Raw genomic sequence first — 16612 nt, 5'->3', positions numbered from 1 at the left:
TATACTATTAATGAAAATGCAGATGAATTATTTAACAATGATTTATTTGATTTTTGAAATAGTTTAAACTAGTTTGGCTCTTTTAAAAGCTATTTGATAAGAATATTTACATGAAATTATTAGAATCAATCCCAGAGCCAATATTCGAAATTTTAGGATTAGTAATTGGTTTTTTTGTCTGTTTTATTACGATAGTACAAATTATTAAAGAATATAAATCAAAAAATAAAAGCAGTCTCTCTTTTGGCTACGTATTTGGTTGGGTATTTGTCTATTTATTTTGGTCAATTTATGGACTTCGGTTTGGAGCTTTAGCACTTTTAATAACAAATGCTCTGGCACTATCCATACAAATAATTTTATGTGTTATAGTCTTTAGAAAAAAAAGAGCAGTTTATGTCGAAAATTAAAATAGGAATCATCGGGTTTGGTAATTGGGTTAAAGATTCCTATTTACCAGCACTTGAATATGACGGTCGAGCACAAGTTGTTGCCATTTCTGCAAAAAGTGACAAAACGATTAAGTGCATCGAGTCCAAATATGGAGATACCATAGATGTCTATAATAACTATGAAGATTTGTTAAACTCTACATTGGTTGATGCAGTCATGATTGCAGTTCCCGATCATCTACATGGAACCGTAATTCTAAAAGCGATTGCATCTGGAAAACCTTTTTTTTATGAACCTCCTATAGGGCATACTCGAGAGCTAATTGCTAAAGTTCTGCAAGGATTAAAAGATGCTACACAAATTACACATGCTGATTTAGAATTGGCACTTATACCGGTAATACCAAAGGTTTCTAGTATACTGAAAACTGGAGTTTTGGGAGAGGTTCAGAGTGTGGCTATTTCTTTAAAATCCAATTGGGGAGCAGAACCCAATGAGGATACTAATGTTATAAATCGACTTACGTTGTGGTATGTACATGTTCTTAATACCATTCTGGATGCAACTCCAAAAAGAGTATTAATTCTCGATGGTAAGGGGGTAGCAGGAAGAAGACAAAGTCAAAGTACCGGTATTTTTGATTATAACGGGATTTGGGGAGAATTAAAAGTAAATATTGATAGTATGGATGAGCTTATAATTACCATAGATATTGTGGGAAGTAAAGGAGACATATTCATTGATATCTTAACAGGCGAACTAAAACTGAGAACCAAAGAAAAAACAGAAACAAATTTTTACCCTGCAAAACAACCTTATGCAGATTGGCCTGGAATGAGAGAATGTATTTCCAGTTTTTTGGATGCTATAGAAACTAATACCCCTAGTTTTGCAAATATTAAATTGATTGAAGAACTACAAGCTATTGGTATGGCTACCGAAGTATCTAAAGATACAGTGGGTTGGGCCAAAATTTAAAATCTTGATATGTATTAGTTTCTAATTTGTACTAGATTATTGCATCATTTTTTAAAGGACTCGTCTTAGAAGATGAACTTAAATTTAAAAAGATGCAAAATAATAATTTACCCATAGCAATTATAGGTGCAGGCCCGGTAGGACTGGCAGCAGCGGCACATTTAACCCTTCAAAAGCTTCCATTCATTGTCTTTGAAGCAGGAAAGTCAGTTGGGCAAAATATGTTATCATGGAATCATGTTCGAGTTTTTTCTCCTTGGAAATATAATATCGATACAGCCGCAGAAGAACTGTTACTTCAGACAGATTGGATAGCACCAAATAAAGATGAATTACCTACAGGACAAGAATTGGTAGAAGTATACTTTAGACCATTATCAAATTTACCACAAATTAAACCACATATTCATCTGAATAGTAAAGTACTTTCTATCGGAAGAAAAGGCTTGGATAAGATGAAAACCTGGGGTAGAGAAGACAAACCTTTTTCAATTAAAGTAGAAGAAGATGGTGTTGTTACATATTATGAAGCCAAAGCTGTTATTGATGCTACAGGTACTTGGAATCAACCAAACCCCATAGGATCTGGAGGTGTACTTGCAGAAGGAGAAGAAGAGTTAAAAGAACATATCTATTATGGTATTCCTAATGTCAAAAATGAGGATTTAGATTGTTATAAAAATAAAAATATTGCTGTAGTAGGAGGAGGGCATTCTGCAATCAATGCATTGTTAGATTTGGCAGATATTCAAAAAGAATATCCTCAAACACAGCTTAACTGGATTCTTCGAAAAGATACTATGGATAGGGTGTATGGTGGTAAAGAAGACGATGCATTAGAGGCTAGAGGCGCTCTTGGTATTCGAATTGAGAAATTGGTAAATAACAGAAAACTAAATGTATATACTCCTTTTCATATTCTAAAACTTACCAAAGGAGAAAAAGGGATTCAAATTATAGGTGACTTGAATGGTGATATCGAAACTATTAATCAAATAGACGAAATCATCAGTAATACTGGATCACGACCAAATTTGGATATGATTCGTGAAGTACGATTGGATTTGGATGCATCGTTAGAATCCGTATTTGATTTAGCAGAACTAATCGATCCAAATATTCATAGTTGTGGTAGTGTAAGGCCTCACGGAGAAAAAGAACTACGACATCCCGAAAAAGATTTTTATATCGTAGGCTCAAAAAGTTATGGTAGAGCCCCAACCTTTCTGATGGCAACCGGTTATGAGCAAGTAAGATCTGTAGTGGCGTATATGGCGGGAGATGTAGAAGCCGCAGAACGAGTAGAACTTAATCTTCCCGAAACAGGAGTGTGTAGTACCGATTTTGCTACTAACGAAAAAGGCGGTAGTGCAGGCGGTTGCTGTACTACAGAATCAGATTTGGTAGAAACAGAAGCTTCTGGTTCTAGTTGTGGAACATCTGGATGCAATTAAAAAATAAAAAAAATGCATCATTTTATAAGCCCTACGTCTTAAAGAGTGAAAACAATAAAATAATACTATAAATTAAAAGCGATACCTATGCAAACAAGAAATTTAAACAAAGAAACAGTAACGGTTCAACAAGGAGGTGGATGTTGTGGAACAACATCACAAGTAGAAGTATCACCAAAGGAAAGCTCTTGTTGTGAACAACCTGTCGATGGATCATCTTGTTGTGATAAAGAAGAGAGTAGAGATACAAATAGTGTCTTGACAGGATGCTGCTAATAAAAAGCACTATTATATCAAAAGATCAAAGCCCTTCGTTTAGAGGGGCTTTACGTGCTAGTGGAGTAATGGCTTTTGCAGGATTAGGCGATGCTATTTTATACCCTGTACTCCCTATATATGGTAAAGAATTAGGCTTTTCCGTATTTTTTATAGGAGTATTGCTATCCATAAATCGTTTTGTAAGAATTATAGCCAATACGCATATTGCAAATTGGGTACAAAGAATCGGAATGAGAAAAATATTGATTGTTACCTCATTGGTAGCAACCGTAACTACTTTTATGTATGGGTTAAAACTAGGATTTATTTGTTTTTTAATTGCTAGAGTTTTATGGGGATTAAGCTATTCTGGGTTAAAAATTGCAACGTTACATTATGCCTCTCAGGCTAAACAAAAATCCGGTTTAGCATTTGGGATATCCCAAAGTCTAAAATCATTAGGAGCATTAGGTATACTATGGTTTGGACCCATACTTATTGATAACTTTGGAATACAAAATGGACTTTTTAGTATCGCATTAATTAGTCTTTTAGGTGTTTTTTTAGCCTATTCCTTACCTAAAATGGAAGCTAAACCGAAAAGTAACTCTGTAAAAGTTAATCTCACATTTTATCCTAATGCAACCAATCTATTGGTGTTTATCCTATCTGTTTCAATAGATGGTATTTTGGTAGTATCTTTATCATATTTACTATCAGGAAGCATTGCAAATTCAAATGAGTTACTGGTTTATGTTGCTTTTTATTTATTGATAAAGCGATTATTTGTTTTATTTTTTTCAATAATAGGCGGTATCCTAACAATATACTTTCGCCCCTTATTACTATTTTTATTTTCAATAAGCATTTGTCTTTTTGCCATGATATTGATCGCATTCGATTATACTATTTTAGGTATCGTTTTAGCTTTTTTATTTAATACAATTGTGGTAACTTTTTCACCATTGATAGCAATACAAAAGCAAGAAGAAGATAATCCATTACAAGCAATTTCTAGTGTAACTACCTGGTGGGATTTAGGTGCTGCAATAGGAGCTTTTATAGGAATCTATGCAGTGGAATACTTAGGGGTACAAAACCTATATGCATCTTTATGTATCGTAGGAACAATTTTATTCATCAATTTTTATATGAGATATGCAAAATCAAATCGTTCAATTTTATAATCCATTACTTGGTTATGTCAAAAAACGTGTTCGCAGTCAAGAGGATGCAGAAGATTTAACACAAGATGTATTCTTAAAGTTATCAAAATCTAATAATGAGGGTATCGATAACCTGAAAAGTTGGGTATATACAATTGCCAAAAATACAATTACAGATTACTACCGAAAAAAACAATTGCATACAAATACCATCGAGGGTGACTTTTTATTAGATTATGAAACCAATGATGATGCAGGTATAGCATTGAGTAAATGTGTAAGTTCTTTTGTAAATCAGTTGCCAGAAGAATATCGAGAATTGATGATATTATCTGAACTGAAAGAAATCCCCCAAAAGGAAATTGCCGAAAAGCTCAATATGAATTATGTAACCGTTCGTTCTAAAATTCAGCGAGGGCGAAAAAAATTAAAAGAATTGTTTGAAGGATGTTGTACCATTTTACAAGGAGGAAAAGGAAGTATTTTAGAATATAAATCAAGAGACGGAGACAATAAAAAATCATCTTGTTCTTAATACCCATAAACACAAATCAATTTTATGAATATATTCGATACAATTCACACTAACTATGAACATCATTTTGTAAAGAGTAATCCTCTTTTTCTAGAATCCATGTTTGGGTCAAAGGATCTAATGCCATTATGGATTGCAGATATGGATTTTAAAATAGCAGAACCAATTACTAATGAATTGCAGCGTTTAGTCGATAGAGGAGTGTATGCATACGAGTTTAATCCAGATAGTGTTTTTAAAACTATTTCTGATTGGAATTTTAAAAGACATCAATTAAAATTAGAAACGAAAGCGTTTATACAGGTTTCTGGTGTACTTACAGGAATTGCATTGTTAATTAGAGAATTAACAAAAGAAAATGACAATATTCTTATTCAAACACCTGTTTATCATCAGTTTCATAAAGCTATTGAAACAGCGAATAGAAAAATAATATCCAATCCATTAAAAGCTGTAGAAGGAAAATATGAAATGGATTTTGAAGATCTGGAGCAAAAACTTCAATCAGAGAACATAAAATTAATTATACTCTGTAACCCACATAACCCAGTTGGTCGTGTATGGAATAGAAAAGAGTTACAAAAACTAATATCGCTTGCAAATACCTACAATGTTACTATAGTTAGTGATGAAATTCATGCCGATATTATTTATTCTAAGACAGCTTTTACTAGTATTGCCTCATTTAACAACGAGTCGCATATTACCATCTTAGGTTCTCCTGCAAAAACATTTGGGATGCAAAGCATTTCTAACGGATATCTATATATCCCAAACAAGGATGTTTTCAATAAGATAAAATCTACCGTAAGTTCTATGTACCTTGATCATGGTAATGCGTTTTCTACTTTTGCGACCATTGCCGCATATACAAAAGGTGAAGCGTGGGTGAATGAGTTATTAGTATATTTAGAAAACAGTATAAATTGGATTCAGGAATTTTTACAAAAAGAGATTCCAGAAATAACTTTTTTTGTTCCTGAAGGTACTTATCAGATTTGGTTAGATTTTGGTAATTTCAATTTATCAGAAGAAGCTTTAAAAGAGTTAATTTTCAGCAAAGCTAAGTTAGGATTAACACCTGGAACCTGGTTTGATAAAGAACATTCTCAATTTATGAGAATGAATATAGCAACGCCATTATCCAATATACAGGAGGCATTTTATCGACTTAGAAGAGCTCTTGATGAAAAAAGTTTATAATAATTCTAGTTGTAGATACAGGGTAAGCCGGGTTTTTTGTTGCATATGTGTGAATCGATCATCGATAAAATTACCTTAAGAGTTATGGTTTTAAAGAACCGTAATTCAAAGCAAATAACGTCAAACAATAAAAACTCCGGTTAGAGGGTTCTATTTTTAAACTAATTTAATTTCAATTGTTAAATTAAAGGCTAGGTTGTTATAATTGGCTAATGAATTGATTAGCTATTAATTAAAAGAGCTCATGACAATTGAAGTGATTATTTGGAACCTCATAGGTTAGATTAACATTTCAACTATATTTATTTTTTACATCAAATAGAAAATTTCAAATTTGAATAACTTTTTTAAGTAATTAATGATAAAAAGAAGAAATTCATGAAATAGTATAGATTTAAATTTGAATGTAATTATGAATATTGTAGAGTTTGTAGAAATTTATAAAGAATTCCCTTTGATAGAACAATTACGACACTTATCCTTTGTAAGGATTACAGATGAGTATATAGTATCCTTAATTGATGTTGATGGAAATGAAATTATCAGAGGTTATGGAAAAACTGCTATTGAAGCACTGAATGACATGCATAGCAATTTATTATAAATATAGAAGCTTATTTCCTAATAGGTTTTTGATGTAAAAAGCACTAGTATACAAAAGCAGATTTTATGTATTCGATGTTTTTAAAGACAAAATGAAATTCAACAACAGTTGTCATTCTTTTTAGTTTATTAAGATATTCTTTTTAAAGAAATAATCATTTTTTTATAACTTTAAAAATCTTATTCTCTATAAAATGGAATGTGCTGCACTATATTTGGATAAAAAACATTACTTCCCGTTGCATTTGCATCCAGATAGGTATACATTTTCATATGTATTAAAAGGAGAATCCAATCTTTTATGTAATAATTCTTTACTAGTATTAAAAGCTGGTGATTTGGTCGTAATCCCTCCTTATGTAGCACATCAAACATTTGTAGAAAACTTTTTTCACTATAAGGTAATTAGGGTGCCCATATTGCATAGCTTTAATATGATCTCAACTAATCAATTAGGGGTAACAATAGTCAAAAATTGTTATTCGTATAAGTATCATTTTAATAATTGGTATGATTCTATAAAAGCAGATAAAAATAATAATCTAATTAGTACTACAAATAAATTGGATGAAACTAAAGTGCCAAAGATATTTAGACGTTTTTTAATGACTAATAATACAAGTTTAACGCAGCCAAAGATTATTTTTAAAAAGGTATTGATTCATTTAGAAAATAATTATAATCGTCCTATTTTAGTTAAAGAACTCTCTGATTTATCGCATTTAAGCGAAAGTCACTTTCAGCGATTGTTTAAATTAAATATTGGGATTTCTGCATCTCGATATTTACAAAATTTACGAATAGAGAAAGCCAAAGAGTATATAAAAACCAGAGATCGTTTTACAAGTATCGCATTTGATACAGGTTTTTTTGATCAAAGTCATTTTAATAAATACTTCAAGATTAATGTAGGAATGAATCCTAAAAGATATGCCGATTTGGTTAAAAATGATTGAATTATACAATTTTATGATATAATATTAAATGTACTTGCATAAAAATAAAAGTCATGCAAGATCAAATAATAGAAGCACGAAAAGGACTAATACGATATTGTGGTGAATTTTCTGAGTTTATAGCAGAAAAAGCTTTTGGAAGCTATATTTATGATAAGAAAGGAAATGCAGTTCTTGATTTTACCTCTGGGCAAATGTGCGCTGTTTTTGGGCATAATCACCCAAAATTTGTAGAAATACTTAAAAAGTCAGGAGATAGTGCAATTCATTTATTAAGTGCTATTCTGTCTCCACCCGTTATCGAACTTTCTAAAAAGCTGATAGGAGAATTACCTGATAGTTTATCCAAATGTATCTTTCTAAATACAGGTTCAGAATCTAATGAAGTAGCTATAAGAATGGCAAAACTTGTAACTGGAGGATTTGAAGTTATTGCCTTTTCAGGCTCTTGGCATGGCATGACTGCTGGTGCACAATCTTATACTTATTCAAAGACTCGTAAAGGATATGGCCCTGTTATTCCTGGAAGTTTAATGATTCCTGCCCCTTATGAATATCGATGCCCAATAGCACATTGTAAAGGTAGTTGTGATCATACATGTTTAGAAGTTGGAATGAAAATGTGTGATCAACAATCTATGGGAGCCTATGCTGCTTTGATTGCAGAGCCTTTATTAAGCGCTGCCGGAATGATTGAGTTAAAACCAGACTACGTAAAAAGATTAAAGGAATTATGTGAAGAACGGGGGTTATTATTAATATTTGATGAAGCGCAAACAGCATTGGGAAGGCTTGGTAAAACTTTTGCTTTTGAGCAATATGATGATGTAGTTCCAGATTTTTTAACGCTATCAAAAACACTTGGAGGAGGACTGCCTCTAGCAGCTATGGTAACGACAAAAGCTATAGAAGAAAAATGTTATGAAAAAGGGTTTGCCTATATCACCTCTCATGTATCTGATCCATTTTGTGCCAGTTTTGGTTTAACAGCTTTTGAAATTTTATATGAAGAAGAACTTGCCAATAAGGCTTTAGAAAAAGGAAAGTATTTAAAAGAGCAATTAATGAAATTGCAACAAAAGTATGAATGCATAGGTGATGTAAGAGGAAAAGGACTTTTGTTAGGTGTAGAAATTGTAAAGGATAGAGAAACCAAAATACCAGATGATATTTTAGGCCAAAATATATGTAATAAATGCTTAGAATTAGGTTTAAATATGAATATTGTTAGAATGAAAGGATACGGAAGTGTTTTTAGAATTGCTCCCCCTTTAACAATAAGCCTAGAAGAAATAGATCTTGGAATTACCATACTTGACGCATCCATACAAAATTGTATCAAGTAGCAGTAGTTACCTTTATTACTCATAAGGGGAAATATTACTCTTAAAATTTGTATAAACCTCTCATTTTTAGGTAATATAATACAATATATTTGATAGAATACTATGTAATTAATCCTACAATAGTTCTTACATTCATAGTAACTATTTACACAAATTTGATTAATTATGAATAACATATTTAAAATTTTGCTATGCCTTTTAATTTGGCATGCAAACTCATTCGCGCAATCGGTTACCACATCCGATAAATGCCAAAGTAATCAGGCACAAGAAAAACTTGATAAGAAATATCCAAAAATGAAGTTAGCGAGAGAAATTCAGGAAAAAGAATTTTTAAAGCAAAACAAAATTAATGGCTATCAGAAATTACCTGTAACACATACCATCCCTATTGTATTTCATATAGTACATGGTGGAGGAGCAGAAAATGTTACCGATTCCCAAATTCAGGAAGCAGTAGAATTAATAAATGAAGACTTTAATGGTCAAGATTTGGATCGTGAGTCTGTGGTTCCTGCTTTTAAAAACCTGTATGCAGATGTTGGTTTTAAGTTTGTACTGGCACGTTTGGATCCTAATGGAAATCCAACCGATGGAATTACTCGTAATTTGGATAAAGCAAATACCAACCAAACAAATGGAGGTGAAGGAGCTATGAAAAATAAATATAGATGGCCCCGAGACAAATACCTTAATGTATATGTTTTAAGAGCGGCAGGATTAGAAAGTGGTTCTGCATGGGCGTATTTACCCGGTGTGAATGAAACTTTTGATGGTGTTGTTTCGTCTCATTGGGCGGTAGGAAGAACAGGTACTGCAACGCCCACCCATTACAAGATTATGACACATGAAATTGGTCATTGGGCCAATTTAAATCATACATTTAACGGTGGATGTAGTGGTAATGGTGATAATGTATCAGATACTCCTCCTTGTACAACAGGATCTGGGTGTAACCTTACAGACGCACCGTGTGGTACTTTGGCGAATCGTCAAAACTATATGGACTATGGAGACTGTACCGTTATGTTTACAGAAGGACAAAAAGCCAGAATGGTAGCTGCTCTTAATGGCTCTGCAAGTAGCAGAAATAATTTATCTACCACCCAAAACCTAACCGCAACAGGAGTAATTGGGCAGCCAGTAAGTGCACTGTTCTCGATCGATAAAAACTTTACAACTCCAGGAGGAAGTATTAGTTTTGATGAAAAATCTGAAGCAGAGGTAGGAAATATAACTAGTTGGGCATGGTCATTTCCAGGAGGAACTCCCGATAGCCATAATGGAAAAACTCCTCCTGATATAACATACAATACAGCGGGAGTTTATGATGTAACATTAACAGTAAGTAATGGATCGTCAAGCAATAGAGTAGTTAAGAAGAATTATGTAAATGTGAGCACTAATATTTATATGCATGATAATACCTTAGTAATAGATCAAGGTAAATTGTATGATGATGCATTCGATGGTCGTTATTCTGTTAGAGAAGATCATACCTTAACATTATTACCTAAGACTAGCGGTGCTAAGATTAGTGCTAACTTCACCACATTTAGACTGTTTAATGAAGGAACCTGTGGTGCACCCCTAGAAAATGATTTTCTAAAAATATATGATGGACCAAATGACAGTTCTCCTTTGATAGGGACGTACTGTGCTAGTAATTCACCAGGAACTATAACAGCAACAAATGCCCAGGGAGCCCTTACCTTTTATTTTCATACTAATGTATCTAACAGGCAAGAAGGCTTTTTGGCAGATATCTCATCAGTAACTAGCCAGGATACCGAAGCTCCAAGTACGCCTATCGGATTGGCGGCATCCAATATTGCGCAAACCAGTTTAAATCTCAACTGGACTGCATCTACAGATAACGTAGCAGTAACAGGGTATGATATATACCAAGGTAGTAATGTGATTACAACAGTAACCAGTACTAACTATACCGTTACCGGTTTAACGGCAAATACTGCTTACCAGTTTAGGGTAAAGGCCAAAGATGCTGCAGGAAATGAATCAGGGTTTAGCAATACGGTAAATGTAACTACAGAGAGTGATATAGGAAATGATTATTGTAGTATGAATGGTACAAATACTGGAGAAGATTCGATTGCCAATGTAACTTTTGCAGGAATCAATAATAGTTCATCTAATAGTACTACCGGATATGAAGATTTTACTGCTATTCAGGGTAATGTAGACCCAGGAACTTCTGTAAATCTTAGGGTAACTATTGTTGGATATCAGGGAGGGGCTAATAATGAAGTATACGCTTGGTTTGACTGGAACTTGAATAAGGATTTTAATGACCCAGGAGAGAAGTATAGTATCACTACTGCACCAAGTGGAACGGTACGAGAATCTGTTATCAATGTCCCTGCTAATGCGGTAGGAGGAACAAATGTTAGAATGCGAGTAGTTGTGGGATATAATGCAAGTGATGGGGATAGTGCTTGTGGAACGATTACCTATGGAGAAGTAGAAGACTATACGATTTATATTGGAGGAGATGCCCCAACCTGTAATGATGGTATACAGAACGGAGATGAGACGGGTATTGATTGTGGAGGATCTTGTGAACCTTGCATAGCAGAACCGTCCTGTACAGATGGAATCCAAAATGGAGATGAAACGGGTATAGATTGTGGTGGATCTTGTCCTAACCCATGTCCAATAGATGTTACTTATTGCTCGGCAACAGGAAATGCAGGCCCAGAAGGAGTATCTAATGTTACTTTTGCAGGAATTAATAATGCTTCAGTAAGAAACGCATCGGGATATGATGATTTTATTACTGTTTCAGGAAATGTAAGTGCAGGAACAAGTTATAATTTAAATGTAACTATTATTGGGTATCAAGGAGGATCTACCGATGAGATATATGCTTGGATCGATTGGAATATTGACGGTGATTTTGAGGATGCGGGAGAATTTTTCGAAGTAACTAAAACCACCAACCTTACGGGAGAAATATCGATTACCGTACCACAAACTGCCAAAAATGGTACGACTAGAATGCGTTTGTTAGTTTCCTACTATGATAATGAAAATAACCCTTGTGATACAGGAACTAATGATGCACGTTATGGGGAGTATGAAGATTATTCACTGGTAGTAAGTGGAGGTATAACAGCGGGTAAGTCAGATATCGTAACCACCAGAAGTATGGTGTATCCTAACCCGTTTACGAATTCTATAACACTTGATATTTCAAACTTAGATAATGATGGTAAAGTTACTGTGAGAATTGTTGATATAACGGGGAAAGTAATTGCCCGAAAAGAATACCAAAAAAATACAGAAATAATAACCATGAATGAAGTTGGTAGCCTGAAATCAGGAACTTATTTTATGAAAATACAAACCAATACTAAAACAGAGATATTAAGTATAGTTAAAGGAGAAAAATAGTTTAAGTTTAACTAATAGTATGTAATTTGTTAATCCCGGTAAATAGTACAATTTACCGGGATTTTTTTTGTTTTTAAAATAGATCTTTAAAGTATATATAGTCAGTAATTAACACGGTTATTTAATTTTAATTTGTTGGGGTTAACTACAATTATTTCGAATAAAAATACACCCCTGACATACTCTGTCACCAACCCAAATAAATTTGCAGTATTACTAACAATTTAAAATATTATAAAAATGAAAAACGCAGTTAATTGGTTTGAGATTCCGGTAAGTGATTATGAAAGAGCAAAGAAATTCTATTCAGAAATTTTAGGAGCCACCATTACAGATCATCACATGGAAGAGAAAAAAATTAAATACGGAATTTTTCCATATGATATGGAAAATAACAAAGTAGGAGGGGCAATTGTTCAAATGGAAGGAATAAACCCTTCTAAAGACGGATCTACAGTTTACCTAAACGGAGGAGATGACTTAAGTATTCCTTTATCAAGAGTAGCGAAAGCCGGTGGAAATATAGTGATGAAAAAAACAGATATCGATGAAAACGGATTCATAGCTCAATTTATCGATACCGAAGGAAATCGCGTAGCGCTTCATTCGATGCAGTAACTATTTGTAATTTATGAGCTGTTTTTTTTAATGGTATATTCATCAATTCAAAGAAATTAAAAACATTAGCCAATTTTAATTCAAAATAATACCTTAGCGAATCCTGATAAGGGTTCGCTATTTTTGTTTTATATGTCACAATTATCAAGACTCATATCGATACTTACATTGTTAAAGTCAAAAAGACTGTTAACAGCAACAGAATTGGCTACAAAGTATAATGTTAGTATCAGAACAATTTATAGGGATATACGTAAATTAGAGGAAGCAGGAGTACCTGTGTATTCTATAGAAGGAAGAGGATATAGTTTGGTAGATAATTATACGGTTGCTCCAGTACAATTTACAGAAAAAGAAGCCAATGCACTTATTACTGCAGCACATATTATTAATCAATCAAAAGATATTTCTTTTGTAAATGATTTTAATGAGGTACTCACCAAAATAAAATCTGTTTTTAAAACATCGGTTCAAGAAAAAAGTGAGCTACTAAGTGATAAAATACATGTGTTTAACTGGGAGTACGAAGAATGCACGAGCAATATCTTATCCGAAATCCAATTAGCCATTACCAATTTTAACTACATTGAAATTGCATATCAAAAGGTAGATGATACTGTTGCTTCTTATAGGAAAATAGAACCTTATGCTATGTATGGAACTAATAATAAATGGATTTTGATTGCCTTTTGTCATTTGCGAAGTGATATTAGAGCTTTTCGAATTGATAGAATCCAACAATTTGTAGTTTTGGGAGAACAATTCGAAGACAAAAAGTTTAGTTTAAAAAAGTATTTTGAAATGTCCCCTTATAAGGACAAATAATATAATTATAGAAACCATGAAAATAGTACTAAATCTATTTCTAATGCTAACCACCATTTCGTGTTCTGCTGACACTAATGATTCATTGTCAAATGATGAAGTTGATAACGTCGCTTCTAATGAAGAAATGGCAAGTATAGTAAGTGTAGCTTCATCAGGAACAGAGAATAATTATACCTTTAGCGTGGGTATTTCTAGTCCAGATACGGGATGTAGTCAATATGCAAATTGGTGGGAGGTAGTAAAAGAAGATGGAACACTTTTATATCGTAGAATCCTAGGACACAGCCATGTCAATGAACAACCTTTTGTTAGGTCGGGAGGAACGATAGATATTCCTAGTGATCAGGTTGTTATTGTGAGAGCTCATATGAACACTTCGGGTTATGGGATTAAGGCCTTTATTGGATCTGTTAGTGGTGGATTTAAGGAAACTATACTTGAAAATGGATTCGCAGAAAATCTAGCTACAGTTGCTCCTCAACCAGATAAATGTGCTTTTTAGTGTAAACTATAAATAGTTATTCTTTTGAAGTGTTCGGATCAAAAATGACAGGAATCTCACTCTTCATACCGTTATTTTGTACCAGTACTGCTCGATTCAATTTAGATAAAATCTTATCTATAAATAACACATGTTCGTCAATTAGATTGTTTTCTTTAGTTAGGCCTAAAAAGACTAAGTCTACATTTTTACTTTTTACAAGCAATATATCTAAAGCGTTCTCTTTTGGTTTTGCTAAAATTACAATGACTTTGGCATCAATTCGAGCTTCTCGAATTGAGAAACGAATATGATGTTCCAGAATTTGCTTTTCTTTTTCAGAATGAGTAACAGAAAATATACGAATAATAGACTTCTTCCATTTATTATTAAGTTGAATCAAGTAGGCGAGTAGAACCATTAGATCCCCATTATTTTCTTGTCCACGCCACCATATATCGATTCTTTTCTTAACTTTTTTAGGAAAAGGTTTGTTTATATGAGCAATTAAGATGTTTTTACCAGATCGAGCCAGTTCACCAATAATCTCTAATTCCTTTATTTTACCACTTTTTGTAGAAGACCAACCAAAAACCACGGTATTGGTTTTAATTCCTGCAAGCCCATGTCCCGCAGCTACCTGATTCATACCATATTTAAGATCTGTTACCACATGTACTTCTGTAAGTGCTTGTAAACCGAAAGAATACAAATCTTTCTGCATTTCATGAGCTACTTCATTACGTAGCGGAAGTTCTTCTTTATCTTCTGGAGTAATAAGTTTTGAGATGGTTAAAAGTCCACTGTTTTGCCCAAGCATTTCTGTAAACCTGACCAGTTCGATATGTTCCTTTAAATCATGAATGAATAATATAATTATAGGTCTCCAATTTCTTGGATGTAATTTTTTAGAATTCAGCCTAAGTAAGGCATATCTTCCTAAATGCATCCAAATTCCTGTCGAAGCGTCACCCCATTGTTGTTCGAGTTTTTTACTCATAAGATATACAAAGATGATGAGTTCAAGTCCTAATGCAAATGCAAAAGCAAGAGGGTTAATTAACCACATTACAATCATAGCAGCTACGGCTCCAGATATAGAAACATACCAAGGAACATTTATGGTAGGTCGGTACGAGGGTTCTTTGATCAATTGTTCTACAGCTGCACTCATATTTACGGCAACATATAAGGTGAGAAATAGTACCGAAACATATTGTGCAATTGTATTTAGTCCACCCAAAAAGACAGCACTTACAGCAATGGCTCCACTAATCCAAGTGGCAATAGTAGGTTGTCCTGACTTAGAAAGCTTGGATAAGAATTTAGGAACCAAACCATCCATTGATAATGCTTGCAGAATTCTTGGTCCACCTAATATACTTCCAAATGCAGAGGATAAAACCGCACCCCAAACTGCGGGGTATACAATCCATGGTCCAAAAACCGCTAAGCGTGTCCATATAGTAACTCCGGCTTCAGGATCTGTCATTTGTTCGATGGTTAGTGCTCCTGTTATGGCTAATAAAAGAGGGATTATAAGGTAGATAATAGCGCCCGATATAACTGCACCTAAAGTTCCTCTTGGGATTGATTTTTGTGGGTTTTTTAGGTCTCCACTCATGCCAACTCCAGCCGTAAAACCAGTAACCGCAGGAAAAAAAACAGCAAATACATACCAAAACCCTTCGGGAGCAGTAAGATAAGTCGCTTTTGTAATGGGAGTTTGTATATCATTACTTAACACACCGATCACTAAAGCTAGAATAGAAGCACCTACGATAATCATAATAGGAATTTGAGAACGCAATACCAGTTTAGCACTTTTGCCTGAAAGCAGCGTAATAATCACAATAAAACCAATAGTCATTAATTGTAAAGCGTAGGAGGGAAGTACCAGCCCTGTATTAGGTAGTAATACCAAAATTGCTTCAGAAAGACCGTAACAATAAAAGGTAACACTTAGTGTTCTACATAAGTATAAAGGAATACCAATAGCTCCTCCTGGTTCTAATCCTAGGCTTCTAGAAATCATGAAATATTCTCCTCCAACACCTACCTTAATATTAGTTGCAATAGCCGATGCGCTTAATCCTGTTATAAAAGTGATAGAACTAGCTATCAAAACAACGATAATAGTTTTGATTAATCCCAGATTACCCAAAACCCAACCAAAACGCAAATACATAATCAATCCCAATATGGTAAGAATACTGGGCATATAAACCCCCAAAAAAGTACCAAATTTATGGGCAGAATGAGATGATCGCGATTTTCCTGTCATTAGAGATATGTTAAACTATTATTTGTCGAAAACTACAGCTGTATTAAAGATAGCAGAAAAATAGCAGAGTTATACGCTGACTTCAACAAAAATGA

The 16612-nt window shown here is 33.6% G+C and carries 15 protein-coding genes; 14 read left to right on the top strand and 1 reads right to left on the bottom strand.

Annotated features, from left to right (window positions below; translation table 11 throughout):
- The first annotated feature begins 110 nt into the window (after positions 1-110).
- The 14 genes from ABW636_RS17025 to ABW636_RS16960 all read left to right on the top strand — a co-directional run bounded on the left by ABW636_RS17025 (position 111) and on the right by ABW636_RS16960 (position 14254).
- Positions 111-410, top strand: a complete 300-nt coding sequence (locus tag ABW636_RS17025) for a hypothetical protein (protein WP_367591272.1) — start codon at positions 111-113, stop codon at positions 408-410.
- Positions 397-1371, top strand: coding sequence for a Gfo/Idh/MocA family protein (locus ABW636_RS17020; RefSeq protein ID WP_367591271.1), 975 nt, complete (start codon positions 397-399; stop codon positions 1369-1371). The genes ABW636_RS17025 and ABW636_RS17020 overlap by 14 nt, the downstream gene beginning before the upstream one ends.
- Before the next feature lie 92 nt (positions 1372-1463).
- Positions 1464-2825, top strand: a complete 1362-nt coding sequence (locus ABW636_RS17015) for an NAD(P)/FAD-dependent oxidoreductase (RefSeq protein ID WP_367591270.1) — start codon at positions 1464-1466, stop codon at positions 2823-2825.
- Between the two features lie 87 nt (positions 2826-2912).
- Entirely contained in the window at positions 2913-3101 is a 189-nt protein-coding gene (locus tag ABW636_RS17010) for a hypothetical protein (protein WP_367591269.1), read from the top strand.
- Entirely contained in the window at positions 3092-4270 is a 1179-nt protein-coding gene (locus tag ABW636_RS17005) for an MFS transporter (RefSeq protein WP_367591268.1), read from the top strand. Before ABW636_RS17010 ends, ABW636_RS17005 begins: the two co-directional genes overlap by 10 nt.
- The gene (locus ABW636_RS17000; protein ID WP_367591267.1) at positions 4242-4784 is read left to right on the top strand and encodes a sigma-70 family RNA polymerase sigma factor; all 543 of its coding nucleotides are present in this window, start codon (positions 4242-4244) and stop codon (positions 4782-4784) included. The genes ABW636_RS17005 and ABW636_RS17000 overlap by 29 nt, the downstream gene beginning before the upstream one ends.
- A 24-nt stretch (positions 4785-4808) precedes the next feature.
- Complete coding sequence (locus ABW636_RS16995) at positions 4809-5987, top strand: MalY/PatB family protein (protein ID WP_367591266.1); 1179 nt, start codon at positions 4809-4811, stop codon at positions 5985-5987.
- 412 nt (positions 5988-6399) lie between these two features.
- Entirely contained in the window at positions 6400-6591 is a 192-nt protein-coding gene (locus ABW636_RS16990; protein WP_367591265.1) for a hypothetical protein, read from the top strand.
- Positions 6592-6784: 193 nt separating this feature from the next.
- Complete coding sequence (locus ABW636_RS16985; protein WP_367591264.1) at positions 6785-7546, top strand: helix-turn-helix domain-containing protein; 762 nt, start codon at positions 6785-6787, stop codon at positions 7544-7546.
- 53 nt (positions 7547-7599) lie between these two features.
- On the top strand, positions 7600-8892 hold the full coding sequence (locus ABW636_RS16980) for an aspartate aminotransferase family protein (RefSeq protein WP_367591263.1): 1293 nt from the start codon (positions 7600-7602) through the stop codon (positions 8890-8892).
- A gap of 165 nt (positions 8893-9057) precedes the next feature.
- Positions 9058-12306: a GEVED domain-containing protein gene (locus tag ABW636_RS16975; RefSeq protein ID WP_367591262.1), complete on the top strand. Its 3249-nt coding sequence runs from the start codon at positions 9058-9060 to the stop codon at positions 12304-12306.
- A 240-nt stretch (positions 12307-12546) separates the two neighbouring features.
- Positions 12547-12924 carry a VOC family protein gene (locus ABW636_RS16970; RefSeq protein WP_367591261.1) on the top strand — a complete coding sequence of 126 codons (378 nt, stop codon included), beginning with the start codon at positions 12547-12549 and terminating at the stop codon, positions 12922-12924.
- 132 nt (positions 12925-13056) lie between these two features.
- On the top strand, positions 13057-13749 hold the full coding sequence (locus ABW636_RS16965; RefSeq protein ID WP_367591260.1) for a helix-turn-helix transcriptional regulator: 693 nt from the start codon (positions 13057-13059) through the stop codon (positions 13747-13749).
- Positions 13750-13765: 16 nt separating this feature from the next.
- The gene (locus ABW636_RS16960; RefSeq protein ID WP_367591259.1) at positions 13766-14254 is read left to right on the top strand and encodes a hypothetical protein; all 489 of its coding nucleotides are present in this window, start codon (positions 13766-13768) and stop codon (positions 14252-14254) included.
- 16 nt (positions 14255-14270) lie between these two features.
- Here the strand turns inward: ABW636_RS16960 and ABW636_RS16955 are convergent, their stop codons facing one another.
- Complete coding sequence (locus ABW636_RS16955) at positions 14271-16517, bottom strand: APC family permease (RefSeq protein ID WP_367591258.1); 2247 nt, start codon at positions 16515-16517, stop codon at positions 14271-14273.
- Between the last annotated feature and the right edge of the window lie 95 nt (positions 16518-16612).

Source organism: Aquimarina discodermiae, from assembly GCF_040786235.1.
In the GTDB taxonomy this organism is placed as follows: Bacteria; Bacteroidota; Bacteroidia; order Flavobacteriales; family Flavobacteriaceae; genus Aquimarina.
Note: the sequence above shows the minus strand (reverse complement) of the source record. Positions and strands in the feature narration are given on the sequence as shown.